This window comes from Arenimonas composti TR7-09 = DSM 18010, from assembly GCF_000426365.1.
Lineage (GTDB): Bacteria > Pseudomonadota > Gammaproteobacteria > Xanthomonadales > Xanthomonadaceae > Arenimonas > Arenimonas composti.
Genome location: NZ_AUFF01000008.1, coordinates 23,368 through 47,183 on the forward strand (window position 1 = coordinate 23,368; position 23,816 = coordinate 47,183).

19 protein-coding genes and 1 riboswitch are annotated in these 23,816 nt (G+C 72.2%); of the genes, 6 read left to right on the top strand and 13 right to left on the bottom strand.

What is annotated here, in order from left to right; all coding sequences use genetic code 11:
• Positions 1 to 61: 61 nt before the first annotated feature.
• The 5 genes from K311_RS0110995 to K311_RS16575 form a co-directional block, all read right to left on the bottom strand.
• A complete protein-coding gene (locus K311_RS0110995) occupies positions 62 to 634 on the bottom strand; it encodes a DUF4136 domain-containing protein (protein ID WP_026817357.1) in 573 nt (190 codons plus the stop codon).
• A gap of 75 nt (positions 635 to 709) precedes the next feature.
• On the bottom strand, positions 710 to 2,593 hold the full coding sequence (gene thiC, locus K311_RS0111000) for a phosphomethylpyrimidine synthase ThiC (protein ID WP_026817358.1): 1,884 nt from the start codon (positions 2,591 to 2,593) through the stop codon (positions 710 to 712).
• A gap of 127 nt (positions 2,594 to 2,720) precedes the next feature.
• Positions 2,721 to 2,817, bottom strand: a riboswitch (TPP riboswitch).
• 25 nt (positions 2,818 to 2,842) lie between these two features.
• Positions 2,843 to 3,538 carry a hypothetical protein gene (locus tag K311_RS17800; RefSeq protein ID WP_052049146.1) on the bottom strand — a complete coding sequence of 232 codons (696 nt, stop codon included), beginning with the start codon at positions 3,536 to 3,538 and terminating at the stop codon, positions 2,843 to 2,845.
• A 50-nt stretch (positions 3,539 to 3,588) separates the two neighbouring features.
• The gene (locus K311_RS0111010; RefSeq protein WP_026817360.1) at positions 3,589 to 6,669 is read right to left on the bottom strand and encodes an efflux RND transporter permease subunit; all 3,081 of its coding nucleotides are present in this window, start codon (positions 6,667 to 6,669) and stop codon (positions 3,589 to 3,591) included.
• Positions 6,670 to 6,676: 7 nt separating this feature from the next.
• A complete protein-coding gene (locus K311_RS16575) occupies positions 6,677 to 7,831 on the bottom strand; it encodes an efflux RND transporter periplasmic adaptor subunit (protein WP_081683421.1) in 1,155 nt (384 codons plus the stop codon).
• A 71-nt stretch (positions 7,832 to 7,902) separates the two neighbouring features.
• Here K311_RS16575 and K311_RS0111020 point away from each other — a divergent pair, with 71 nt between their 5' ends.
• The 3 genes from K311_RS0111020 to K311_RS0111030 all read left to right on the top strand — a co-directional run bounded on the left by K311_RS0111020 (position 7,903) and on the right by K311_RS0111030 (position 10,703).
• On the top strand, positions 7,903 to 8,544 hold the full coding sequence (locus K311_RS0111020) for a TetR/AcrR family transcriptional regulator (protein ID WP_026817361.1): 642 nt from the start codon (positions 7,903 to 7,905) through the stop codon (positions 8,542 to 8,544).
• A gap of 150 nt (positions 8,545 to 8,694) precedes the next feature.
• Entirely contained in the window at positions 8,695 to 9,348 is a 654-nt protein-coding gene (locus K311_RS0111025) for a protein-L-isoaspartate O-methyltransferase family protein (protein ID WP_026817362.1), read from the top strand.
• A gap of 17 nt (positions 9,349 to 9,365) precedes the next feature.
• A complete protein-coding gene (locus tag K311_RS0111030) occupies positions 9,366 to 10,703 on the top strand; it encodes a TolC family outer membrane protein (protein WP_043797904.1) in 1,338 nt (445 codons plus the stop codon).
• Between the two features lie 107 nt (positions 10,704 to 10,810).
• On the opposite strand, the gene waaA is transcribed toward K311_RS0111030, so the two are convergent.
• The gene (gene waaA, locus K311_RS16580) at positions 10,811 to 12,136 is read right to left on the bottom strand and encodes a lipid IV(A) 3-deoxy-D-manno-octulosonic acid transferase (RefSeq protein WP_051239983.1); all 1,326 of its coding nucleotides are present in this window, start codon (positions 12,134 to 12,136) and stop codon (positions 10,811 to 10,813) included.
• Positions 12,137 to 12,178: 42 nt separating this feature from the next.
• Here waaA and lpxL point away from each other — a divergent pair, with 42 nt between their 5' ends.
• Positions 12,179 to 13,078: an LpxL/LpxP family Kdo(2)-lipid IV(A) lauroyl/palmitoleoyl acyltransferase gene (gene lpxL, locus K311_RS0111040; protein WP_026817364.1), complete on the top strand. Its 900-nt coding sequence runs from the start codon at positions 12,179 to 12,181 to the stop codon at positions 13,076 to 13,078.
• Between the two features lie 101 nt (positions 13,079 to 13,179).
• Here the strand turns inward: lpxL and K311_RS16585 are convergent, their stop codons facing one another.
• The 5 genes from K311_RS16585 to K311_RS0111065 form a co-directional block, all read right to left on the bottom strand.
• Positions 13,180 to 14,061 carry a lysophospholipid acyltransferase family protein gene (locus K311_RS16585; protein ID WP_154659540.1) on the bottom strand — a complete coding sequence of 294 codons (882 nt, stop codon included), beginning with the start codon at positions 14,059 to 14,061 and terminating at the stop codon, positions 13,180 to 13,182.
• Positions 14,062 to 14,068: 7 nt separating this feature from the next.
• Positions 14,069 to 15,403, bottom strand: a complete 1,335-nt coding sequence (locus tag K311_RS0111050; RefSeq protein ID WP_026817365.1) for an O-antigen ligase family protein — start codon at positions 15,401 to 15,403, stop codon at positions 14,069 to 14,071.
• On the bottom strand, positions 15,381 to 16,490 hold the full coding sequence (locus K311_RS0111055) for a glycosyltransferase (protein ID WP_026817366.1): 1,110 nt from the start codon (positions 16,488 to 16,490) through the stop codon (positions 15,381 to 15,383). Before K311_RS0111055 ends, K311_RS0111050 begins: the two co-directional genes overlap by 23 nt.
• 15 nt (positions 16,491 to 16,505) lie before the next feature.
• Positions 16,506 to 16,709: a zinc-finger domain-containing protein gene (locus K311_RS0111060; protein ID WP_026817367.1), complete on the bottom strand. Its 204-nt coding sequence runs from the start codon at positions 16,707 to 16,709 to the stop codon at positions 16,506 to 16,508.
• A gap of 99 nt (positions 16,710 to 16,808) precedes the next feature.
• Positions 16,809 to 17,390: a YceI family protein gene (locus K311_RS0111065; protein ID WP_026817368.1), complete on the bottom strand. Its 582-nt coding sequence runs from the start codon at positions 17,388 to 17,390 to the stop codon at positions 16,809 to 16,811.
• Between the two features lie 243 nt (positions 17,391 to 17,633).
• On the opposite strand from K311_RS0111065, the gene K311_RS0111070 reads away from it, so the two are divergent.
• Positions 17,634 to 18,527 (top strand): hypothetical protein, encoded by an 894-nt coding sequence (locus tag K311_RS0111070; protein WP_026817369.1) that lies wholly within the window; start codon positions 17,634 to 17,636, stop codon positions 18,525 to 18,527.
• A 46-nt stretch (positions 18,528 to 18,573) separates the two neighbouring features.
• On the top strand, positions 18,574 to 19,548 hold the full coding sequence (locus tag K311_RS0111075; RefSeq protein WP_051239989.1) for a mitochondrial fission ELM1 family protein: 975 nt from the start codon (positions 18,574 to 18,576) through the stop codon (positions 19,546 to 19,548).
• A gap of 25 nt (positions 19,549 to 19,573) precedes the next feature.
• On the opposite strand, the gene glnE is transcribed toward K311_RS0111075, so the two are convergent.
• Together glnE and K311_RS0111085 are read right to left on the bottom strand one after the other, a co-directional pair.
• Entirely contained in the window at positions 19,574 to 22,357 is a 2,784-nt protein-coding gene (gene glnE, locus K311_RS0111080) for a bifunctional [glutamate--ammonia ligase]-adenylyl-L-tyrosine phosphorylase/[glutamate--ammonia-ligase] adenylyltransferase (protein WP_026817371.1), read from the bottom strand.
• A gap of 174 nt (positions 22,358 to 22,531) precedes the next feature.
• Positions 22,532 to 23,746: a magnesium transporter gene (locus K311_RS0111085; RefSeq protein ID WP_051239990.1), complete on the bottom strand. Its 1,215-nt coding sequence runs from the start codon at positions 23,744 to 23,746 to the stop codon at positions 22,532 to 22,534.
• Positions 23,747 to 23,816 lie beyond the last annotated feature (70 nt).

A 23,816-nucleotide genomic window follows, 5' to 3' on the forward strand; every position in this document is an offset into this window, starting at 1 on the left:
GCCTGCGCCGCGCGCAGCGCGGGCCTCTTCGTTACTCGTTACTCTCCACTCGTTACTCGCTTCACCGCGCCCGGTGCGGGTACTCGGCGAAGATCTCCGCGATCGTCTGCTGGATGCGGGCCGCGCGCTCGGCCGGCTTCAGACGGGCCATGCGGCCGACCGCGACGCCTTCCCAGACCAGGCGGCGTTCGCGGGCGTCGACCAGGTCGATGTTCAGCGTGCCCTCGGTGTAGTTGTAGACGCTGGCGCGCTCGGTCCAGTACGGCACCGCGTAGTAGGCGTTGGCGCGGTAGCTGTAGTACCAGCTGTAGCGCACTTCCGGCATCGACACGACGTCGCTGCGCTGGTTCATGTACGCGTTCAGGTTGACCAGCAGGTCGGGCGCGTTCTCGTCGTAGACGTAACCGCGGGCTTCCATTTCCCGGCGGACGGCCGCCCGCATCGTCGAACTGGCCGGGGTCGAATAGCCTTCCCGCTCCACCGCCAGCGGCGCGTGGAAGGCCCAGGTGCGGTAGCGCGAGAAGTCGGCGGCCGGGTCGGCGTCGGTGGAGATCCGCGGACCGGTCGCGCAGGCGGCGAGCAGCAGCAGCGCGGCGAGGGCCAGGAAGCGGGGGAGCAGGCGCGGGAGGTTCATGACGGCGTCTCCGGGGGTGATGCGCCGACGCTAGCAGCCGGCGTGCAAGGCGGGATGAATCCGCCCTTTACGGGGCTATTCAGGCCGGTACACCTGCGCCCCGCCCGCGCGGAATTCCGCCGCCTTCTCCGCCATCCCCTGCTCCAGCGCCGCCGTTTCGTCGGCGACCCCGTGGCTGGCGGCGTAGTCGCGCACGTCCTGGGTGATCTTCATCGAGCAGAAATGCGGGCCGCACATCGAGCAGAAGTGCGCGACCTTGTGCGCCTCCTTCGGCAGGGTCTCGTCGTGGTATTCGCGGGCACGCTCGGGATCGAGGCCGAGGTGGAACTGGTCCTCCCAGCGGAACTCGAAGCGCGCCTTGCTCAACGCGTTGTCGCGCGCCTGCGCGCCGGGATGGCCCTTCGCGAGGTCGGCGGCGTGGGCGGCGATGCGGTAGGCCATCAGGCCCTCGCGCACGTCGTTCTTGTCGGGCAGGCCCAGGTGTTCCTTCGGCGTCACGTAGCAGAGCATCGCGGTGCCGAACCAGCCGATCATCGCGGCGCCGATCGCCGAGGTGATGTGGTCGTAGCCTGGCGCGATGTCGGTGGTCAGCGGGCCGAGCGTGTAGAACGGCGCCTCGCCGCACTCGCGCAGCTGCTTGTCCATGTTCTCCTTGATCAGCTGCATCGGCACGTGGCCGGGGCCTTCGATCATCGTCTGCACGTCGTGCTTCCAGGCGATCTTCGTCAGCTCGCCCAGGGTTTCCAGCTCGCCGAACTGGGCGGCGTCGTTGGCATCGGCGATCGAGCCGGGACGCAGGCCGTCACCGAGCGAGAAGCTGACGTCGTAGGCCTTCATGATTTCGCAGATTTCCTCGAAATGCGTGTAGAGGAAATTCTCGCGGTGATGCGCGAGGCACCACTTGGCCATGATCGAACCGCCGCGGCTGACGATGCCGGTCACCCGTTTCGCCGTCAGCGGCACGTAGCGCAGCAGCACGCCGGCGTGGATCGTGAAGTAGTCGACGCCCTGCTCGGCCTGCTCGACCAGCGTGTCGCGGAAGATCTCCCAGGTCAGTTCCTCGGCCTTGCCGTCGACCTTCTCCAGCGCCTGGTAGATCGGCACGGTGCCGATCGGTACCGGCGAATTGCGCAGGATCCACTCGCGCGTCTCGTGGATGTTCCTGCCGGTGCTCAGGTCCATCACCGTGTCGGCGCCCCAGCGGATCGCGTACACCAGCTTCTCGACTTCCTCGGCGATGCCCGAGGAAACGGCGCTGTTGCCGATGTTGGCGTTGACCTTCGTGAGGAAGTTGCGGCCGATGATCATCGGCTCGATTTCCGGATGGTTGATGTTCGCCGGAATGATCGCGCGGCCGCGGGCGACCTCGTCGCGCACGAATTCGGCGGTGATGCGGCGCGGCAGCGCGGCGCCGAAGGCTTCGCCGGCGTGCTGCTTCAGCAGGTGCGCTTCGCGGATCGCCTCGAGGCGCTGGTTCTCGCGGATCGCGATGAACTCCATCTCCGGCGTCACGATGCCGCGCCGGGCGTAATGCATCTGGGTGACGTTGGCGCCGGCCTTCGCGCGCAGCGGCGGGTGCAGGGCCGGGAAGCGCACGGCGGCGAGCTTCGGATCGGCGGCACGGGCGCGGCCGAAGTCCGAACTCAGGCCGGACAGCGGTTCGACGTCGCCGCGTTCGCGGATCCAGGCGCCGCGCAGCGCCGGCAGGCCGGCGCCGAGGTCGATGCGGGCCTCGGGATCGGTATAGGGGCCGGAGGTGTCGTAGACGACGAAGGGCGCGTTCGCCTCCTGGATGCCGAACATCCGCGGCGTCGGCGACAGCGCGATCTCGCGCATCGGCACCCGCAGGTCGGGACGCGAACCTTCGACGTGGATCTTGCGCGAGCCGGGGATCGGCCGCGTCACGGATTCGGAAAGGGCCTGCGCCTGGCGCAGCAGTTCGGTCGGTAGCGCGTTCATCGTCTTCGTCCTCGGTGGCGGGAACGAAGCGGCGGCGCGGCCGGACTAACGGTGTCAGAGACAGTTATTCGGGGAGCTTCAGCCGGAGACCGACCCACTTTCCCGAATAACTGTCTCTGACACCGTTATTCCGCGCCACGAAGCTTCCCTACGCCGGTGCGAGCCGGATCAGGTTCGAAGGGACTGTCTCAGCCCGGCCATGCCGGGCACCCCCGCTTCCGGGGGCATTGTTCCACGCCTGCCGCCGCTTCAGCCAGTCCGCCGTGTCCAGCAGATGAAGCGCGCGTTCTCCGTCGATCGCATGGCCGCGATCACGGCCTCGTCGTCGAAACCGGGGAAACGCGAGCGGAGCACCTCGAGCATCCCCGCCTCGCCGTCCGCCCCCATCGGCCACGCGACGTCGCCGCGTTCGCCCGTCAGCACGAACCAGACGTCGGCGCCCCAGGGCCCGCTGTCGTTGGTCTCGATCGCGACGACCTCGACCTCGTCCCACACGAGCGTGCGCACCGACCCTTCGGCGTCCTGCACCGTCACGCCGGCCGCGTCGTGGCGCAGCTGCCAGGCGGCTTCCGGATTCGACACCGCGGGCTTCCTCCCGACGGCCTCGGCCAGCCAGCGTTGGCCCAGAACGATCAGCCCCAGTGGCACGAAGAGCCCATACAGGCTGGTCCACTGGAACTCCGGCTGGCGCGCGACGAACAGGTTCCAGAGCAGCCACGCGACGATCGCCACGCCGATGCCCAGGCTGATCAGGCCGAACAGCGCCTTCGGCGCCGCCGCGAGCCGGACGGCCCAAGGGCCCCAGCGCCCTCCCGGCGGCGAGGCGCGCAGCTCGGCAGCGAAATCGAAGCCCCACAGGAGGCCGAGCACCAGCGCCAGCATCACGCCGATGCCGAACCAGCCGTTCAGCCCCATCAGCGGCAGCGACACGAGCCCGACGACCATCGCGCCGAGAAGCCGGCGCCCGGCAGGCCAGCGCGGGCCGCCGGCGGACCTCATCCTGCTGCCACTGTCCGGTCACCGGCCTCCGGCGCCGGCACCCGGAACCACGCCGCATACAGCGCCGGCAGGAACAGCAGGGTCAGCACGGTCGCGACGATCAGGCCGCCCATGATGGCCACCGCCATCGGCCCGAAGAACACCGAGCGCGACAGCGGGATCATCGCCAGCACCGCCGCCAGCGCGGTCAGCACGATCGGCCGGAAGCGGCGCACCGTGGCCTCGACGATCGCGTCGCCCGGCGTCAGCCCGGCGGCGATGTCCTGCTCGATCTGGTCCACCAGGATCACCGAGTTGCGCATGATCATGCCGCTGAGCGCGATCGTGCCGAGCATCGCCACGAAGCCGAACGGCACCCGGAACACCAGCAGGAAGGCGACCACGCCGATCATGCCCAGCGGCGCCGTCGCCACCACCATCAGCGTGCGCGCGAAGCTGCGCAGCTGGATCATCAGCAGGGTCACCACCGCGAACACCAGCAGCGGCACGCCGGCGGCGACCGAACGCGAGCCGCGACCGGAATCCTCGACGGTGCCGCCGGTTTCCAGCAGGTAGCCGGGCGGCAGCTTCGCGCGGATCTCCTCCAGCGCCGGCAGGATCTCGGCGGTCACGCTCGGCGGCGTCTGCTCGCCGTAGATGTCGGCGCGCACGGTGACGGTCGGCAGCCGGTTCCGGCGCCAGATGATGCCGTCCTCGAAGCCGTAATCGAGCGTCGCGATCTGCGAGAGCGGCACGCTGCCGTTCGGTGTCGGCACCGCCAGGCTGCCGAGCAGTTCCAGCTTCTGCCGCTCCTGTTCCGGCCCGCGCAGCAGGATCTCGATCAGTTCGTTGCCCTCGCGGTAGGTGCTGACCGTGGTCCCCGACAGCGAACCGCGCAGGAACGCGGCGACATGCGCCGAACTGACCCCGAGCACGCGCGCACGTTCCTGGTCGATCACCAGGCGCACGACCTTGCTCGGCTCGTCCCAGTCGAGGTTGACGTTCGTCACGTGCGGATTGTCGCGCACCCGCGCCGCGACCTCGCGCGCCAGCTCGCGCACCGTGTCGACGTGCTCACCGGACACGCGGAACTGGATCGGGAAACCGACCGGCGGGCCGTTCTCCAGTCGCGACACCCGCGCCTGCACGTCGCTGAACTCGCGCTCGAACAGCGCGATCAGCCAGGCGCGCAGCGCCTCGCGCGATGCCACGTCCGGCGCCTCGAGCACGAACTGCGCGAAGCTCGCCTGCGGCAGCTTCTGGTCCAGCGGCAGGTAGAAGCGCGGCGATCCGGTGCCGACGTAGGCGACGTAGCTCTTGACGTCCTCGCGGCCCTGCAGCGCCTGCTCGAGCCGGCGCGCGACCGCCTCGGTGGCGTGCAGCGAGGAACCTTCGGCCAGCTCCAGATCGACCATCAGCTCCAGCCGCGTCGACGCCGGGAAGAACTGCTGCGGCACGAAGCGGAACAGCAGCAGCGACACCACGAAGGTCGCAACGGTCACCGCGATCACCGTGCGCCGCCAGCGCACGCACCAGGCCACCCAGCCGCGGAAGCGCTGGTAGAAGCGGCTCGCGTAGGGATCGTGTGCCTTGCCCTCGTCGTCGTGCGCGGCCGGCGCCGGCAGCAGGCGGTCGCCGAGGTAGGGAACGAACACCACCGCGACGATCCACGACAGCAGCAGGGCGATGATCACCACCTGGAACAGCGATCGCGTGTATTCACCGGTGCTCGAGGCCGCGGTCGCGATCGGCAGGAAGCCGGCGGCGGTGACCAGGGTGCCGGTCAGCATCGGGAACGCGGTGGTTCGGTAGGCGAAAGCGGCGGCGCGCAGGCGGTCGAAGCCCTGCTCCATCTTCACCGCCATCATCTCGACCGCGATGATCGCGTCGTCGACCAGCAGGCCCAGCGCCAGCACCAGCGCGCCGAGCGAGATCTTGTGCAGGCCGATGCCGAAGAAGCTCATCGTCGCGAAGGTCATCGCCAGCACCAGCGGGATCGACAGCGCGACCACCAGCCCGGTGCGGAAACCGAGCGAGAAGAAGCTGACCAGCAGGACGATGCCGACCGCCTCGGCGAGCACCCGCACGAATTCCGACACGCTGGCGCGCACCGCCGCGGGCTGGTCGGAGACCTTGGTCAGGGTCATGCCGACCGGCAGGTCCTGCTGCAGGCGCGCGAACTCGGCGTCGAGGCGCTCGCCGAGGCGCAGGATGTCGCCGCCGTTGCGCATCGCCACGGCGATGCCGATCGCGTCCTCGCCCATGAAGCGCATGCGCGGCGCCGCCGGATCGGCGAAGCCGCGGCGCACGTCGGCGACGTCGCCGAGCTTGAAGCTGCGGTCGCCGACGCGGATCGGGAACGCGCGGATCTGCTCGACGCTGTCGAACGGCCCGGACACGCGCAGCTGCACGCGGTCGGTGGCGGTCTCGAAGAAGCTCGCCGGGGCGATCGCGTTCTGCTCGTCGATCGCCCGCTGCACCAGCTCGAGCGGGATGCCGAGCGTCGCGAGCTTGGTGTTGCTCAGCTCGATCCAGATCTTCTCGTCCTGCAGGCCGACCAGCTCGATCTTGCCGACGTCGGGCAGGCGCAGCAGGGCCAGTTCGATGCGCTCGGCGTAGTCCTTCAGCGTCGCGTAGTCGAAGCCGTCGCCCTGCAGCGCGTAGATGTTGCCGAAGGTGTCTCCGAACTCGTCGTTGAAGAACGGCCCGACCACGCCCTGCGGCAGGGTGTGGCGGATGTCGCCGACCTTCTTGCGCACGTCGTACCAGAGCTGTGGCAGCTCGCGGCTGACCATCGAGTCGCGCGACATCAGCATCACCAGCGATTCGCCGGGGCGCGAATACGAGCGCACGAACTCGTAGCGGCCGGTCTCCATCACCTCGCGTTCGATGCGGTCGGTGACCTGCTGCGCGACTTCCGCGGCGGTCGCGCCCGGCCACATCGTGCGCACGACCATGATCTTGAAGGTGAATGGCGGGTCTTCCGACTGGCCGAGGCGCTGGTAGCCGAAAAAGCCGGCGATCGCCAGCACGATCATCGCGTACAGCACCAGCGCGCGGTTGCGCAGTGCCCATTCCGAGAGGTTGAAGGCAGTCATGGCGGCGTCAGCGCGGTTCGGCGGTGCCGGCGACGCCTGCGTCGCCTGCGTCGCCTGCGGCGGCGCCCGCCGGGGTACGCAGGTCGACCGCCCGGTTGTCGCGATCGACCGGGCGCACCTTCTGGCCTTCGAGCAGCAGATGCACGCCGGCGGCGACGATCCAGTCGCCGGCGTCCAGGCCTTCGAGCACCGGCACCGTGCGCTCGCCGAAAGCGCCGGTCTTCACCGGCCGCAGGTGCACCGTCGCGGTCGCCGGATCGACGACCCAGACCGCCGGCTCGCCGTCGTGCTCGTACAGCGCCGGGAGCGGCACGGTCAACACGGCGGTGCCGGTGTCGACCGCGTAGACGCGCGCGCTCTGGCCGATGTCGCTGTCACCGCCGGCGAAGGCGACCCGCGCCGCATAGGTGCGCGCCTGCGGATCGGCCGCCGGGGCGATCTCGCGCAGGGTGCCGGGAATGCGTTCGCCCGGCTTCGACCACAGCTCGACCAGCAGCGGCCGCCCGGGGGCGAAGTCGCGCGCCGACTGTTCCGGGATCGAGATCACCACCTCGCGCTCGCCGTCCTGGGCGAGCACGAACACCGTCTGCCCGGCGGCGACCACCTGCCCTTCCTCGGCGAGCCGCTGCGCGATCACGCCATCGGCCGGCGCCCGCAACACCGCATAGGCCGCCTGGTTGCCGGAACTCGCCGCCTGCGCCCGCGCCTGTCGCACCCGCGCCTGCGCCGCCTCGTGGGCCGAAACGCGGGCGTCGTACAGCGACTTGCTGACGATCTGCTGCTCGTACAGGGCGCGGTGGCGCTCCAGCTCGGAAGCCGCCAGCGCGAGGTCGGCCTCGGCGGACGCCAGCTGCGCCCGAGCCGACTCCAGCTGCAGGGCGACATCGGCGGCGTCCAGCTCGGCCAGCGCCTGGCCTTCCTTCACGCGGTCGCCGACGTCGACCAGGCGACGGGCGATCTTGCCGCCGATCCGGAACGCCAGCGCCGGCTCCTGGCGGGCGCGGACCTCGCCGGCGAACGCGCTGGCCTGGCCGCCCGAAGTGCCTGGCTGCACGACCATCGCCGGCCGCGGCGGCGCGTCGGAGGCATCGCCGCCGCGGCAGCCGGCCAGCACGGTCAGGGTCGAGAAGAGCAGCGCGGGGAGCAGGAACTGGCGGCGCATGGGAGCGGCCTGATTAATGAACCGGCAGGTATACTATCTTTCCAGAACCGAGCAGTTCAATAATCCCCGCGATGCCGAAACGACCCCCACCTAACGCCCCCGGCCGCCCCAAGGACCCCGAGAAGCGCGCCGCGATCCTCGCCGCCGCCAAGGCCCTGTTCCCGGCCCGCGGCTACGAGGGCACCCGCATGGACGCGATCGCCCGCGCCGCCGGGGTGTCCAAGCTGACCGTCTACAGCCACTTCCAGGACAAGGACACGCTGTTCGTCGCGGCGGTGCGCGAGCGCTGCGACGAGCTGATGCCGTCCGGGCTGTTCCTGCCGCGGGTCGAGGGCAGCCCGCGCGACCAGCTGGTGGCGATCGCGCACGCCTTCTTCCGCCTGATCACCAGCCCCGAGGCGGTGACGATGCACCGGATGATGTGCGTGCAATTGCCCGCCGGCTCGCACCTGCCACAGCTGTTCTGGGAGGCCGGGCCGCGCCAGGTCTGCGACGCCCTCGCCGCGTTCCTGCGCGGCCAGCACGAGGCGGGCCGCCTGCGCGTACCGGACCCGACCCTCGCCGCCTCGCAGTTCTTCTGCCTGCTCAAGGGCGAGTACCACGCCCGCCAGACCTGCGGCTATCCGCTGCAGTGGGGGCCGGACGACGTCGACCGCCATGTCAACGCGACGGTGGACCTGTTCGTTCGTGCACATGCACCGTTGCGCGAATGACGGCTGAACGGTTCCCGCCGCATCCCCAAGTCGCGGTGACCTCTGGCACTGCGGAGGCATGGTTTCACGCCAGCATGCTTGCCCGGCCTTTCGCCGGCAGCGCCCCGCGGCGTAGAATTCCGGCCCTTGTGCATCAAGGATTTAGCAGTCATGGCGATTGATTTCGAGCAGGCCCGCGCAACGATGGTCGAGCAGCAGGTGCGTCCCTGGGACGTGCTGGATCCGCGCGTGCTCGAGGCGCTGCTGCACGTGCGCCGCGAGGACTTCGTGCCGGCGCGCCACCGCAAGCTCGCCTTCGCCGACATCGCCCTGCCGCTCGAACACGGCGAGGTGATGATGAAACCGGTGCTCGAGGGCCGCGCGCTGCAGTCGCTCGACCTCGGCCCGTCCGACGTCGTGCTCGAGATCGGCACCGGCTCCGGTTTCCTGACCGCCTGCCTGGCACGCCTGGCACGCGAGGTCGTCAGCCTCGACATCCACGCCGACTTCGTCGAGCGCACGCGCGCCCGCCTCGCCGCCGAATCGGTCGCCAACGTGCGCCTGGAAACCGCCGACGCGTTCGCCTGGGAACCGGGCCGCACGTTCGACGCGATCGTCGTCACCGGCGCGGTCGCCACCGATCCCGAGCGCTTCGGTGCCTGGCTGGCCCCCGGTGGCCGCCTGTTCGTCGTGCACGGCGAATCGCCGGTGATGGAAGCGCTGCGCATCACCCGCCGCGACGACGGCCTGCACCGCGAGAGCCTGTTCGAAACCGATCTCCCCCACCTGCGTGGCGCCGAACCGGCGCCGCGCTTCGACTTCTGATTTCCAGGAAACCGTCCATGCGCCTGAGTCTCCGCCCGATCACCTTCGCGATCCTGCTGGCCACGGCCGGCAGCGTGAGCGCCGCCGACCTGATGGACGCCTACGAGATGGCGCGCCAGAGCGACCCGGTGCTGGCCGCGGCCGAGTCCCAGCGCTACGCCGTCGGCGAGAACGTCGACCAGGCGCGCGCGCGCCTGCTGCCGCAGCTCTCCGGCTCGGTCACCTACTCGCGCAGCAGTCCGCACGCGGACGATTACGAGGCGCGCGACCGTGGTTACGGCCTGTCGCTCGACCAGTCGATCTACGACCACTCCGACTGGACCCGCCTGGGTGCCGCCCGCCTGCGCGACGAGCGTGCCGGCTTCGACTACAAGGCCGCCGCCGACGAACTGCTGGTGCGCACCGCCGAGGCCTACTTCAACGTGCTGACGGCGATCGCCAACCTCGCTTCCTCGCGCGCCGAGGAGCGTTCGGTGAAGCGCCAGCTCGACCAGGCCGAGAAGCGCCTCGAGGTCGGACTGGCGCCGATCACCGACGTGCACGAGGCGCGCGCCCGCTACGACGCTGCCCGCGCCAACGCGATCTCGGCGGCGACCGCGCTCGAGGACGCGCACGAGGCGCTGGCCGAGATCACCGGCACCCGTCTCGACAACCTGCGCGGCCTGTCGCCGGACTACAAGCCGACCAATGACGACCTGCGCAGTGCCGAGGAGTGGGTGCGCATCGCCCTGGAACAGAACCCGACCCTGCTGTCGCGCGAGCTGGAACTGGCGGCGACCGAACGCGACGTCGCTTCCGCCCGTGCCGGCCACCTGCCGACCCTCGGTGGCCGCGTCTCCGCGAACCGCGGCGCCGACTGGGACAACGCCGGCACCCCGATCAGCCGCGGCGGTGGCACCACCGTCAGCCTGACCCTGAGCGTGCCGATCTTCTCGGGTGGCGCCACCCAGTCGGGCGTGCGCCAGGCCGTGCACTACCGCGACATCGCCGCCGACCAGCTCGAGCAGCAGCGCCGCGCGGTCGAGCGCGCCACCCTGGGCGCCCAGCGTTCGCTGGCGGCCGGCGAGGCCGAGGTCGAGGCGCGCCGCCTCGCGGTGGTCTCCGCGCAGGCCGCCTACGAGGCCAGCGAAGCCGGCCTGGAAGTCGGCACCCGCACGATCGTCGACGTGCTGATCACCCAGCAGGCGCTGTTCGCCGCCCAGCGCGAATACGCCCGCGCCCGCCACGCCTTCCTCGTCAACAAGCTGCGCCTGAAGCAGGCCGCCGGCACGATCACCGTCGCCGACCTGCAGGAAGTGAACCGCGTGCTGGTCGCCGACGCCGAGGCGGCGCTGGCCGAAGCGCTGGCCGAGTAAGCCAGAAACAAAAACCGGGGTCGGAGTACTTTTCCGCGAAGGGAATGTACTCCGACCCCAGTTTTCTTCCGGCGCGGGAAAGTGCTCCGCCCCTGGCTTTCCAGCTTTCACTCGTTCCTCGTTCCTCGTTCCCCGTTCCTCTCGAGCATCGGCGCGAGCAGCTCCAGCGTCCTGGCAAGCGCCCCGGAGAGTTCGGCCACCTGCGCCCGCCCCGCGTCGCCCATCGCGCGGCGCCGCGCCGGGTCCGCCAGCAGCGCGACCAGGGCCTCGCCGAGCGCCGTCGCGTCCGCGGCCTGCAGCAGGGCGCCGCCATCGCGCAGGCGCTGGGTCACCTCGGCGAAGTTGAACGTGTGCGGCCCCACCACGCTCGCCACGCCCAGCGCCGCCGGCTCGAGCACGTTGTGGCCGCCGACCTCGCAGAGGCTGCCGCCGACGAAGGCGACGTCCGCCGCCGCGAAGAAGCCGAGCAGCTCGCCGATGGTGTCGATCACGAACACCTGGGTGTCCGCCCCCGGCAACCCGTGCGACCGCCGCGTCGCCACCCGCAGTCCACGTTCGGCCAGCGCCGCCCGCACCGGGCCGAAGCGCTCCGGATGCCGCGGCGCCCACAGCAGCAGCGCCTCGGGAAAGCGCGCGGCGACCTGCTCGCGCAACGCCAGCACCGCCTCCTCCTCGGGCGCGTGGGTGCTGGCGGCGATCCACACCGGCCGCGATTCGCCCCAGGCGGCGCGCCATTCGGCAGCGCGCGCGGCGAGGCCTTCGGGCAGGCGCAGGTCGTACTTCAGGTTGCCGGTGGTGACGATCCGGTCGGGCTCGGCGCCGATCCGCGCCAGCCGCGCGGCGTCGGCCTGCGACTGCGCGGCGACCAGGCGCACGGCGCGCAGCGCCAGCCGCGCCAGCCAGCGCACCGGCAGATAGCCGCGCAGCGAACGCTCGGACAGGCGCGCGTTGACCATCGCCAGCGGGATGCCGCGGCGGCCGCATTCGACGTAGAGGTTCAGCCAGATCTCGGTCTCGACGATCACCGCCAGCGCCGGCTTCGTCGCGTCGAGGAAACGCCGCACCATGCCGGCGAGGTCGTAGGGCAGGTACTGGTGGTGCACGCGATCGCCCCACAGCGCGCGCACGCGCTCCGAACCGGTCGGGGTGATCGTGGTCACCAGCATCGGGCGCTCTGGATAGCGCGCCAGCAGTGCGTCGACCAGCGGCCGCGCCGCCAGCACTTCGCCGACCGAGACCGCGTGCACCCAGAGGCAGCCGTCCAGGCGCAGGCGATCGGCGGTCGGCAGCGCGTAGCGTTCGCTCCAGCGCAGCAGGTATTCGCGCTGGCGCATGCCGCGCCAGATCAGGTGGTAGAGGGTGACCGGAAAGGCGATCCGCAGGACCAGCGAATACAGGCCCAACGCCAGCCGCTGCCCGAGGGAAAGATGCATGCGCGCAGGATACCCGAGGGCCGCGACCGCTAGAATTCGCGCATGGCCGGACTGCCGCCACCGCCGATGTCGCCGCGCACCTGGCCCACGTGGCTGCTGATCGGCTTCGGCTGGACGCTCGCGCGCTGGCCCTGGTGGCTGCAGCGCGCTGTCGGGCCGCGCCTCGGCGACCTGCTGCGGTTGACGCTGCGCTCGCGCCGCCGTGTCGCCGCCGGCAACCTCGAACGCTGCTTCCCGGAACTCGACGACGGCGCGCGCGCGGCACTGCTGCGCGAGAACTTCCGCTCGCTCGGCATCGGCGTGTTCGAGTTCCTGCGCGCCTGGTGGGGACGGCTGGCGCCGATCGACCAGGGCGTCGAGTTCAGCGGTCTGGAACACCTGGAAGCCGCGCGTGCCCAGGGCCGCGGCGTGATGCTGGTGTCGGCGCACTTCATGACGCTGGAGGCGAGCCTGCGCCTGCTGTGCACCCGCATCGACCTCGCCGCGATGTATCGCCCTCACGCGCAGCCGGCGCTGGAATGGGCGGTGAAGCGCGGCCGCCTGCGCCATGCGGTGGCGATGTTCGCGCGTGATGAACTGCGCCCGGCGGTGAAGCACCTGAAGGGCGGCGGCGTGCTGTGGTTCGCGCCCGACCAGGAAACCCGGCGCGGCGACAGCGTGTTCGTGCCCTTCTTCGGCCAGCCGGCGTGGAGCCTCACCTCGACCCACCAGCTCGCCCGCCTGACCGGCGCCGCGGTGCTGCCGCTGTTCCACGAACGCCTGCCCGACGGCCGCTATCGGATCCAGATCCTGCCACCGCTGCCCGACTTCCCGACGAAGGACCCGGTGGCCGACACCGCCCGGGTGATGGCGGCGCTGGAAGCGGTGATCCGGCGGCGGCCGGAGCAGTACCTGTGGCTGCACCAGCGCTTCAAGCGGCGGCCGGGCTCGAGTAACGAGTAACGAGTAACGAGTAACGAGCAACGAGGAACGAGTGAGGGCGCGCGCTTTGCGCGTGGCGCGGATCGCGGCTGAAGCCGCTCCTACACGATCCCCGTTACTCGTTACTGGTAGAGCGGGGGTTCGCCGGGCGGCCGGGTCTTGAAGCGCTGGTGGCCCCACAGGTACTGCGCCGGGCACTCGCGCACGACGTTCTCGAGTTCGGCCATGTAGCGGGCGGCGTCGGCGACCGGGTCGCCGCTCGGCCAGCCTTGCCACGGCGATTCGATGCGGATCGCGTAACGGCCATCGGCTTCGCGGCGGTACCAGAACGGCAGCAGCACCGCGCGGCCGCGTTCGACGATGTCCGGAGTCGCGACCAGGGTCGCCGCCGGCACGCCGAAGAAGGGCACGAAGGCGTGGTTGTAGTTGAAGTTCTGGTCGGCCGAATACACGACGGGCTCGCCGGCGCGCAGCGCGGTCAGCAGCGCGCGCATGTCCTTCTTGCCGATCGTCGGCCCGTACACCGCGCGTCGCGAGGCGTCGAACCAGGCTTCCAGGCAGGCGTTGTTGTGCCGGCGCACGACGACGCGCGCCGGCCGGCCGAGCGCTTCGCCGAGCAGGCGCACGGCCAGCTCGGTGTGGGTGAAGTGGCCGCACATCAGCAGCACGCCCTGGCCGCGCGCGAGCGCCGCCTGCAGGTGTTCGAGTCCCTCGATCCGCGCCGCATCGCGCAGCCGCCACGCCGGCGCATGCCAGGCGCGCACCAGTTCGAACACGCCGATCACCGTGTTGACGACGGACGCGTCGGCGAGCCGCCGGCGTCGATGCGGCGGCAGCTCCGGGAAGCACAGGTCGATGTTGATGCGGGCGATGCGCCGGCGTTCCTTCAACGGCGGCCACAGCAGCCACGCCAGCGCGCGGCCGCAGGCCAGCAGCAGCGGCTGCGGCAGGCGTCCGACGGTCCAGGCGAAGGCCGCGAGCAGCGGCGTGAACCAGCAGCGCATCACCGGCTCAGCGGGGCGGCGCCGGGCGCCCGCCGGTTTCGGCCGCGACGTCGCGGTCGACCGCGAGCAGGCTGCCGGCGTACAGCGCGGCGACCAGCATCACGACGCCGCCCCAGAAGGTCGAATACACCGCCAGGTGGGTGTTGAGCGGGAACACCGTCGCCACCAGCGATATCATCGCCGGCCGCGCCCGTTCGCGCGCCGCCGCATCGGCGAAGCGCCACGCCCGCCAGGCCAGCGCTGCCGCCGCCAGCCACATCAGCAGGCCGAAGGCGCCGGTTTCCGAGGCGATCTCGAGCACGATCTGGTGCGCGTGGTGCGCCGGTCCCTCGCCCCACGCGAGCGGCGCGCCCGGCTCGGGATCGCAGGCCGGGAATGCGTCGCGGAAACCGCGCACGCCGACCCCGTTGAACGGGTGCGAGAGCGCCATGCAGCTGGCCGCCGCCCAGACGCGGGTACGTCCCGACAGCGCGGCGTCGACGCCGGCACCGTCGGCCTCCAGCGCCAGCGCAGTGCGCTCGAGCCGCTCGCGCAACTCCGGCGAGGCCGCCCCGAGCGCGAACAGCGCGCCGGCACCGACCGCGAACGCCAGCAGCAGCTGCCGCCCGCCGAGCAGTTTCCAGCCCGACAGCGCCAGCACGATCGCGTAGGCGATCCATGCCGCCCGCGACCCGGCCAGCAGCACGGCGATGCCGATCGCCACCGCGGAAACCCACCAGCCGCCCACGCCCCAGCGGCGGGCCGCGGCGACGATCGCGAACGGCGCCAGCGCCGCCAGCACCAGCCCCAGCTTCGGATTGCAAGGACCGAAGATGCCGGCGACGTAGCCGCGCAGGTTCACCTCGTCGGCCGCACACGCCGAACGCCCCTGCACCGCGGTGACGCCGGCATCGAGCGCCGCGAACAGCAGGCTGTGGCCGAGCAGCGCCTGCAGCAGCGCGTCGAGCGTCCACAGTCCGGCCAGCAGTGCCAGGCCCTGGAAAACGATGCGGCGCCCCTGCGCATGCGCCACCGCGGCGGCGCCCAGCCACAGGAACGGCAGGAACTTGAGGTCGAAGGCGGCGCCGCGCAGCGCCCGCGCCGGTTGTCCGGCGTCGATCGCCGCCACCGCCTGCGGCAGCCAGTAGCCGAGGAAGAGCACCGCGGTCAGCGCCCACGCCTCCTGGCTGAGCAGCGCGGTGCCGCCGCGGAACCGGCGTAGCAGCAGCACCGCCACCGCGGCGATCGCGCCGAGCGCGGCGACGCCCTCGGCCGGCCCCGGCAGCGGCCACAGCGCGACGAAGGCGAGCACCCACCCGGGGGCCCAGCGCAGCGGGCGGTCAGCGTGCGGCGAGTCGGTCATACAGTTCCAGCGTCGCGGCCTGCATCGCCGCCAGGGTCCACGGGATGGTAACCGGCGGCGGTGGCGGCGCGGCCAGCAACGCGCGCGCGCGCGCCGCCAGCGCGGCGTGATCGCCGACGCCGACCGCCCCCTGCGGCCAGGCCGCGCGCAGCGATTCGCCGACGCCGCCGTGATCCCAGCCGAGCACCGGCCGGCCGATCGCCAGCGCCTCGATCACCGTGCGGCCGAAGGCTTCGGGCTGGTCCGACAGCTGCAGCACGAGGTCGGCGGTCGCGTAGGCCGCGCGCAGGTCGTCGCGGGCGGCGTCGAAGACCACCACGTCGGCGATCCCGAGCGATGCCGCGAGCGCCTGCAACTCGCCGAGGTAGGCCTCGCGCCCGGCTTGCACGACGCCCGGTAGCCACAGGCGCGCGTCGATGCCGTCCGCGCGCAGCGTCGCGAGGAGCCGAAGCGCGTGCGCATGACCTTTCAGGCGGGTACCGCGGCCGGGCAGCAGCAGCAGGCGGCCTTCGGCCAGGGCCGGAAATCGGGCCGCGAGATCGCGACGCCAGTCCGGCGACGGCGCGAAGCCGCGCGGCCAGGCCGCCGGATCGACGCCGCGCGGGATCACGACGAGGCGGGACGGATCGGTCCCTGGCCATTGCCGCCGCACGTGGTCGCGCACCGTGTCCGACACGCAGATCACCGCATCACCGCTGGCCATCACGCCGCTGTAGCGGCCCGGCGAGTTCAGCCCGTGCACCGTGGTCACGAAAGCCGGCCGTGGCGTCACGCCGCGCAGGGCGACACGCGCGATCCAGGCCGGCAGCCGCGAGCGCGCATGCACGATGTCGGGTTTCGCCGAACGCAGCAGCTCGCGCAGCGCCCGAACCGCCCGCCAGGCGGCCAGCGGCGACTTGCGACCGATGTCGAGTTCGATGTGCTCGCTGCCGGCGACGGTCAGCGCCGGCGCCAGCCGGCCGCCCGCGGCGACGACGACCGAGCGGTGCCCGGCCGCGACCAGGGCGGCGGCGATCTCGAGGGTGGAACGTTCGACGCCGCCGCTGTCGAGTGCCGGCAGCAGCTGGACGACGGTGAGGGGGCGCAACGGACCGCGCCCGGCTCAGTCCTTCAGCACGAACACCGCGCCGCAGTAGGGGCAGGTGGCGCTGCCGGTCGCCTCGATCGGCAGGTAGACGCGCGGATGCGAGTTCCAGAGCGCCATCGCCGGGGTCGGGCAGCACAGCGGCAGCTGGGTGCGCGCGACCTCGTAGCGGCGCTCGGTATTGGCGGGCGCTTGGCCGGTGGCGGTGTCGGTGGAGGTCATGACGATGTTCCGGGCGGGACCGGCGCGGATTCTAGCGCGGCCACTGCGGCCGCGCTGTGTTCCTGCGGCCGGGACGGCGCGCGCCCCGGCCGCGGCGGCTCACTCGGCCGGGGTGATCAGCGAGGTTTCGGTGCTGATCGTGATGCGGATCTCGTCCGGCACCGCCGGCAGCGCATAGGTCATGCCGAAATCGCTGCGCTTGATCGTCATCGTCGCGTCGAAGCCGGCGGCCGGCTTCTTCGACATCGGGTGCGGGCCGATCCGGTTGACGGTGACGCCGAGCACCGCCGGCTTCGTGACGCCGCGGATCGTCAGCTCGCCGGCGACCGCGTAACGGCCCTCGCCGACGGCGGTGATCGCGCTGCTGACGAAGCGGGCCTCCGGGTACTTCGCGACGTCGAAGAAGTCCGAACCGCGCAGGTGCTCGTCGAGGCGGCCGACACCGGTACTCAGGCTGGTGACCGGAATGGTCACGCTCAGCGTCGACTTCGTCGGGTCCTCGGCGTCGAACTGGAAGTCGCCCTGCACCTGCTCGAAGCGGCCGGACAGGTTCGAGAAGCCGAGGTGGTTCCAGGTGAACACCACATTGGTATGGCTGGGATCGATCGCGTAGGGCTCGGCGGCGAAGGCCACGGACGTTGACGCGGCGAGCAGGCTGGCGAGCAGAAGGCGCTTGAGCATGGCGGACTCCGGAGATGTGAAGGACGCGACGACGGGCTTGCGAGCGTCGCGGTCGTGGGGTGAGGGCAATGTAGGTGACGGAGAGGCTGCAACGCACCCGCATGCCTGCGACCCATCGTTGCAATGCTGGTCGGTGACGGCCAATCCGGCCGCCTTCCGGCGTGACAGCAAACGTGCCGTGTTTCCCCCGAAACCCGGTGCCCGCACCGCCGGCCGGCGGGCGGAGTCCCTCAGGAGATCACGATGTCCCGTACCCCCCTGTTCACCGCTCTGTTCGCCCTCGTCGCCCTGCCCCTCGCCCAGGCGGCGACCCCGCGCGCGCCGACGCCGGCGCCGGCCCTCGGGCCGGACGGCCTGCCGGTCGTGCGCGAGGCCGACCAGTTCGTGTCGCCGCCGATCGCCGATGCGCTGCGCGCCGGCCGGATCGCCGCGCTGGCCGAACTCGCGGGCGGCAACGCGCCCACGGCGGCGCCGACCGCTGCCCAGGTCGGCGACGCCGGCGCCTTCGGCAAGGACGTGCGCTGGCTCGGCCTTTTGTCGGCGAACCTCGTGCTGACCGCCGACTGCACGCCCGGTGGCCAGCCGATCGGTGGCAACTGCGTGTCGCTGGCGCCGGCGCCGAACACCACCACCTTCGTGCTGTCCGACCTCGCCAGCATCACCCTGCCGGGGCGCAGCAGCGAAACCGTGCTCTGCCACTGGCAGACCCCGGTGATCCAGTACTGGGCGGCCAACAACGGCGCCTATCCGGATTCGTTCAACCTGCGCGTGACCCCGGTCTACACCATCGAGAGCGACGTCTTCGCCGAGGTCACCGACCCGAGCACCGGACTGCCCTACCCGGGCTACATCCAGCTCGGCCTGACCGCGGTCGGCCGCAACCGCACCCTGCAGCCGGGCGAGTTCGAGAGCGAACTGGTCAACGGCGCCCGCGTCTGCATCGGCGGCCTGCTGTCGCGCGATTCGCTGATGGGCTCCTACGGCTTCACGAAGGCGCAGGCGCGCCGGTTCTTCCGCCGCCCGATCACGATCCGGATGGGCCTGCAGGGCAGTGCCCGCCTGGTCGAGGACGCGGTGATCAACATCGGCACCCGCTTCACCGGTGACGCGACGACGGTCGAGGCTCCCGCCCCGTAAACCACCGACCTCGCGGAGGGCGCCACTGGCCGGCTAGGCTGCGCCGGTGGCCGCCCCTTCCTCCGCCCCTTCCTCCGCCTGCTGGTTCCTGCACGACGGCCTCGCCGGGCACCGCCGGCAGGCGGCCGCGCTCGCCGCGGCGCTGCATCCCCAGCCCGTCGAGCAGGTGCTGGAGATCGCGGCGCCCTGGGCCTGGGCAGCTCCGCGGCGCCTGCCCGGCGCCCGTCGCGCTTTCGGTCCGGAATTCGCCGCCGCGCTGGCGACGCCGCCGGCGCTGGCGATCGGCTGCGGCCGCCGCGCCGCCCTGGCGACCCGCCTGCTGCACACCCGCGGCAGCCGCGCGGTGCAGATCCTGCATCCGCGCACCGACACCCGCGGCTGGGACCTGGTGATCGTGCCGGAGCACGACGGCCGCCCCGGCGCGAACGTGATCAACGTCTGCGGCAGCCTGAACCCGATCGACGCCGCCTGGCTGTCGGCGGCGCGCCTGCAACGCCCGGACTTCGCCGCGCTGCCCGGCCCGCGCACCGTCGTGCTGCTCGGCGGCCCCACCGCCGCGGTGCGCTTCGATGCGGAGGCCTTCGCGAGCCTCGCCGGCCGCCTGGACGCCGTGTTCGCGGCCGACGGCGGCAGCCTGCTCGTGCTCGGCTCGCGGCGCACCGACCCGGCGATCGCCGCCGAGGCGCGCCGGCGCTGGGCGCGGACGCCCGGTCTGCGCTGGTTCGATGCGGGCGACGGCGACAATCCCTACGCGTCCGCACTCGCCTGGGCCGATCGCATCGTCTGTTCGCCGGACTCGGCGAACATGGTTTCCGAGGCCTGCGCGACCCCCGCGCCGGTGTTCGTCGCCGAGCCCGAACGCGCCGGCGGCCGCATCGCCGTCCTGCTCGCGAGCCTGCGCCAGCGCGGCCGCATCCGCGCCCAGGACGATCGCCTCGCGCCCTTCGACGTGCAGCCGCTGCGCGAGACGCCGCGCATCGCCGCGCTCGTCCGCGACCGCCTCGGTTCGCCCCTCGCCTAGGGCGCGGGAAGGAACCCGAAACCGCTCAGGCGAAGTCGAGGCCCGCGGCGGCGCAGGCGGAACGGATGGCGGCGCGGGCGGCATCGAGTTCCGGCGTCGGTGGGACGAGACGGGGGCGTTGGTCGAGGCCGCATTCGTGGCCCTGCGTCAGCAGCAGCGCATGCGCCGCGCGCAGCGCCGCGGCGGCGGCGGCAGGCAGTCCGCCGGCATGCTCCAGCGCCTCGAGCAGGCCCGGGGTGTCGCGCGGCGCGAGCAGGGACGGCACGGCCGCGGCGAGTTCGAGCACGCGTGCCTGCAGCAGGAACTCGAGGTCGACCAGACCGCCCTCGCCCTGCTTCAGGTCGAAGCGCGCCGGCGTGCTGCGGTCGAGCTCGCCGCGCATCCGCCGGCGCATCGCCACGACGTCGTCGCGCAGCGTGGCGGCATCGCGGGGTGCCTGCAGGGTGCGCGCGCGAATGCCCTCGAAGGCGGCGGCGACGGCGGCCGATCCGGCGATCGGCCGCGCCCGCACCAGCGCCTGCTTCTCCCAGGTCCACGCGCGCTGCTGCTGGTAGTCGGCGAAGCTGTCGAGGCTCGACACCAGCATGCCCTTGGCGCCGTCGGGACGCAGGCGCACGTCGACCTCGTAGAGCTTGCCGGCGGCGGTGACCGCGCCGAGCAGCGACACCAGCTTCTGCGCGAGGCGGCCGAACCAGCGGCCGGCATCGAGCGGCCGCGGGCCGTCCGACATCGCGTCGGCGGCGGCGTCGTGCAGGAACACGAGATCCAGATCGGAGCCGAAGCCGAGCTCGCCGCCGCCGAGGCTGCCGTAGCCGAGCACGCACAGGCCGGCGCCGGGCACCCGCCCATGCGCCACGGCGACATCGGCCTCGGCCAGCGCCAGCGCCGCCCGCACGACGTGCTCGGCGAGCACCGCCAGCCGGGCGCTGGTCTCCGGCGGCGACAGGCGCTGGCCGAGCGTCGCCAGCGCGAAACGGAAGGCGATCGCCTGCCGCTGTTCGCTGAGGGCGTTCAGCACCGTCTCGGTGTCGCCTTCCGGGGCGCCGGCGACGGCTGCTTCGACCAGGGCCGCGATCGCCGCGGCATCGGGCAGTGGCCCGGCCGCGCGTGCGTCGAGCAGTTCGTCCAGCAGCAGCGGGTGCGCGGCGAGGCGGTCGGCGAGCAGCGAACTGCGGGCGCTGACGTCGACCAGGCGTGCCAGCGCCGCCGGCTGTTCCTCGAGCAGGGCGAGATAGCTCGTGCGCCGCGTGACCGCCGCCAGCAACGCCAGCCCGCGCGGCAGCGCCGCATCCGGCGCCTCGCTGCGGGCGGCGGCGGCGAGCAGTTGCGGCAGCACGTGGTCGAGCCGCTGGCGGCCGCGCGCCGACAGCGTCCGCACCGCCGGCGTGCGCGCGAAATCGCGCAGTCCGGCATCGAGGCTATCGACATCGCTGAAGCCGGCCTCGGCCAGCGCCGCCGGGTCGCCGCCGTCCGGCAGCGCCCGCCAGTAGGTCTCCAGCGCGCCCGGCGTGGCGCGCCGCCGGCGCGCTTCCAGCAGGCCGGCGAATTCGCCGGCGACCACGCCGCGGTGGCCGTCGAGTTCGGCCAGCAGGGCGTCGACATCGGGGTAGCCGAGGCCGCGGGCGATGCGCAGCCGCGCCAGCGGTGCCTCCGGCAGTGCATGCACCTGCTGGTCGGCGAGCATCTGCACGCGGTTCTCGAGCCGGCGCAGGAAGCGGTAGGCGGCGGCGAGCCGGTCGGCGGTCGCGGCCGGCAGGTGGCCGGCATCGGCCAGCGCCGACAGCGCCGGCAGCAGCGAGCGCCCGCGCAGCACCGGTTCGCGGCCGGCGCGGATCAGCTGCAGCGACTGCACCAGGAACTCGATCTCGCGGATGCCGCCGGGGCCGAGCTTGAGGTCCTCGGCGAGTTCGCGCCGCTGCACCTCGGCGGCGATCAGCGCCTTCATCTCGCGCAGGCCGTCGAGGGCGCCGTAGTCGAGGTAGCGGCGGTAGACGAAGGGCCGCAGCGTCTCCAGCAGGCGCTCGCCGGCGGCGGCATCGCCGGCCACCGGCCGCGCCTTGATCCAGGCATAGCGCTCCCAGTCGCGGCCTTCGCGCTGGAAGTACTGCTCCATCGCCGCGAAGCTCAGCACCAGCCGGCCGCTGGCGCCGAACGGGCGCAGGCGCAGGTCGACGCGGTGGCAGAAGCCGTCGGCGGTCACGTCGCCCAGCAGCTGCGCGAGGCGCTGGCCGAGGCGCGTGAACCAGGCCTCGGCGTCGAGGGCGCGGGCGCCGTCGCTGACGCCCGATTCCGGGTAGGCATAGACGAGGTCGACGTCGGAGCTGAAGTTCAGCTCGCCGCCGCCGAGCTTGCCGAGCGCGAACACCACCAGTGACTGCGGCGCCCCATTCGCATCGCGGACCACGCCGTGGCGCGCCGCCAGCGATCCGGACAACGCCGCCAGCCCCGCCTGCAGCGCCTGGTCGGCGAGCCGGCTGGCCCCGGCGAGGGTGGCGTCGACGTCGTCGAGACCCTGCAGGTCGCGCCAGACGAGGCGGGTCGATTCGGCGGTGCGCCAGCGCCGCAGCAGGCCCGGCCAGTCGGCTTCCTGGCCCTGCGCGAGCGCCGGTGGCGGTGCCGCGGCGGCGTCGAGCGTCGCCAGCAGTTCCGGCTGCCGGCACAGGGTGTCGAGGGCGAAATCGCTGGCGACCGCGAGCCGCGCCAGCGCCGCGCGCTGTTTCGGCGAGGCCGGCAGCGGCGTGCGCTCGGCCAGCCGGGACAGCGCCCGGTCGACGATCGTTTCGAGGGCGGGGTCCGGCGGCGTGCTCATGCGCCGGATTGTGTCATCGGGGCCCGGAAAAAAAGAAAAGCCTGCAGCGCGTCGCAGCTGCAGGCTTTTCGGCTCCCTCCCCCACGTCGGAAGCCAGCGCATCCTGCGCCCGGGTTCACGCCGCTTGCACGTTGCAGCGCAACATTCCGTTGCGGCGGCGTCCCGGAAACCGGGTCAGAGCACCAGCCAGGTGGCCAGCAGCAGGAAGCTGCCCATGCTCGTCGCGTCGGTCAGCGAGGTCAGGAAGATGCTCGACGCGGTCGCCGGATCGGCGCCGAAACGGCGCAGCAGCACCGGCACCAGCGAGCCGGCGACACCGGCGACCCCGCAGCTGCCGGCCATCGCCACCAGGGTCACCAGGCCGAGGGTCAGCGCCGCCGGATTGCCGTCGCGCATCTCGAGCACGAACATCGCGGTCCCGGCGAGGGCGCCGGTCACCGCGCCGTTGAGCAGGCCGAGCAGGCCCTCCTTGCCCACGATCGCCGCGACCTTGTGCGCCCGCAGCTCGCCCAGGGTCATGCCGCGCAGCATCACTGCCAGCGCCTGGCAGCCGAGGTTGCCGGTCACGCCCGACAGCACCGGCAGGAACATCGCCAGCACCACGATCTGCTGGATCGACGCCTCGAACACGCCGACCACCGCCGCCGAGATGAACACCGTCAGCAGGTTGATCAGCAGCCACGGGTTGCGGAAGCGGAACGCGCGCAGCAAAGGCGTCGCCAGCCGCTCCTCCTTCTCGACACCGACCATCGCACCGGCCTGCGCAGAAATCTCGAAGGCCTGCTGCTCGAACAGCACGTGCCCGCGCACCTGGCCGACGAGGAAACCACGCTCGTCGCAGACCGGATAGACCGGGAAGTGACGGGTGACGACCTCGCGCATCGCCTCGACCATCTGCATGTCCGGGCGCAGGTGGAAGGGATTGCGGATCATCACGTCGTCGAGCGTGGCGTCACGGTCGGCGTAGAGCAGGTCGCGGAAGGCGACGACGCCGATCAGGTGCTGTTCGCCGTCGACGACCCACAGATAGGTGACCAGGCGCTCGCGAACGACGCTGCGTAGCGCCTCGATCGCCGCGGCCACCTTCGTTCCGGAGCGGAACGTCGCCGGCGGGTCCTCGAGCAGGCGGCCGACCGTGCCCTCGGCATAGCGCTGGCTGTCGCGCCAGTCGGTTCCGGCCGGCGCCGCCGCCAGCACGCGCTCGCGCCAGGCGGCGTCCATCGCCGCCAGGATCAGGTTCGCGCGCGCCGGCGGCAGTTTCGCCAGCAGCGCCGCGACGTCGGTCGTCGCCAGCCCCTCGAGGCGCTTCAGCGCACTGGCCGGATCCAGCGCCGCCAGTCGCTGCGCCCGCGCCTCCAGATCCACCACCGGATCGTCGATCACCGTCATCACCCACTCCCCACTCCAAACAAGTCGCGGAGCATAGCGTCGCCGGCGCGCGAAGCGCGTGCGGCCGTCG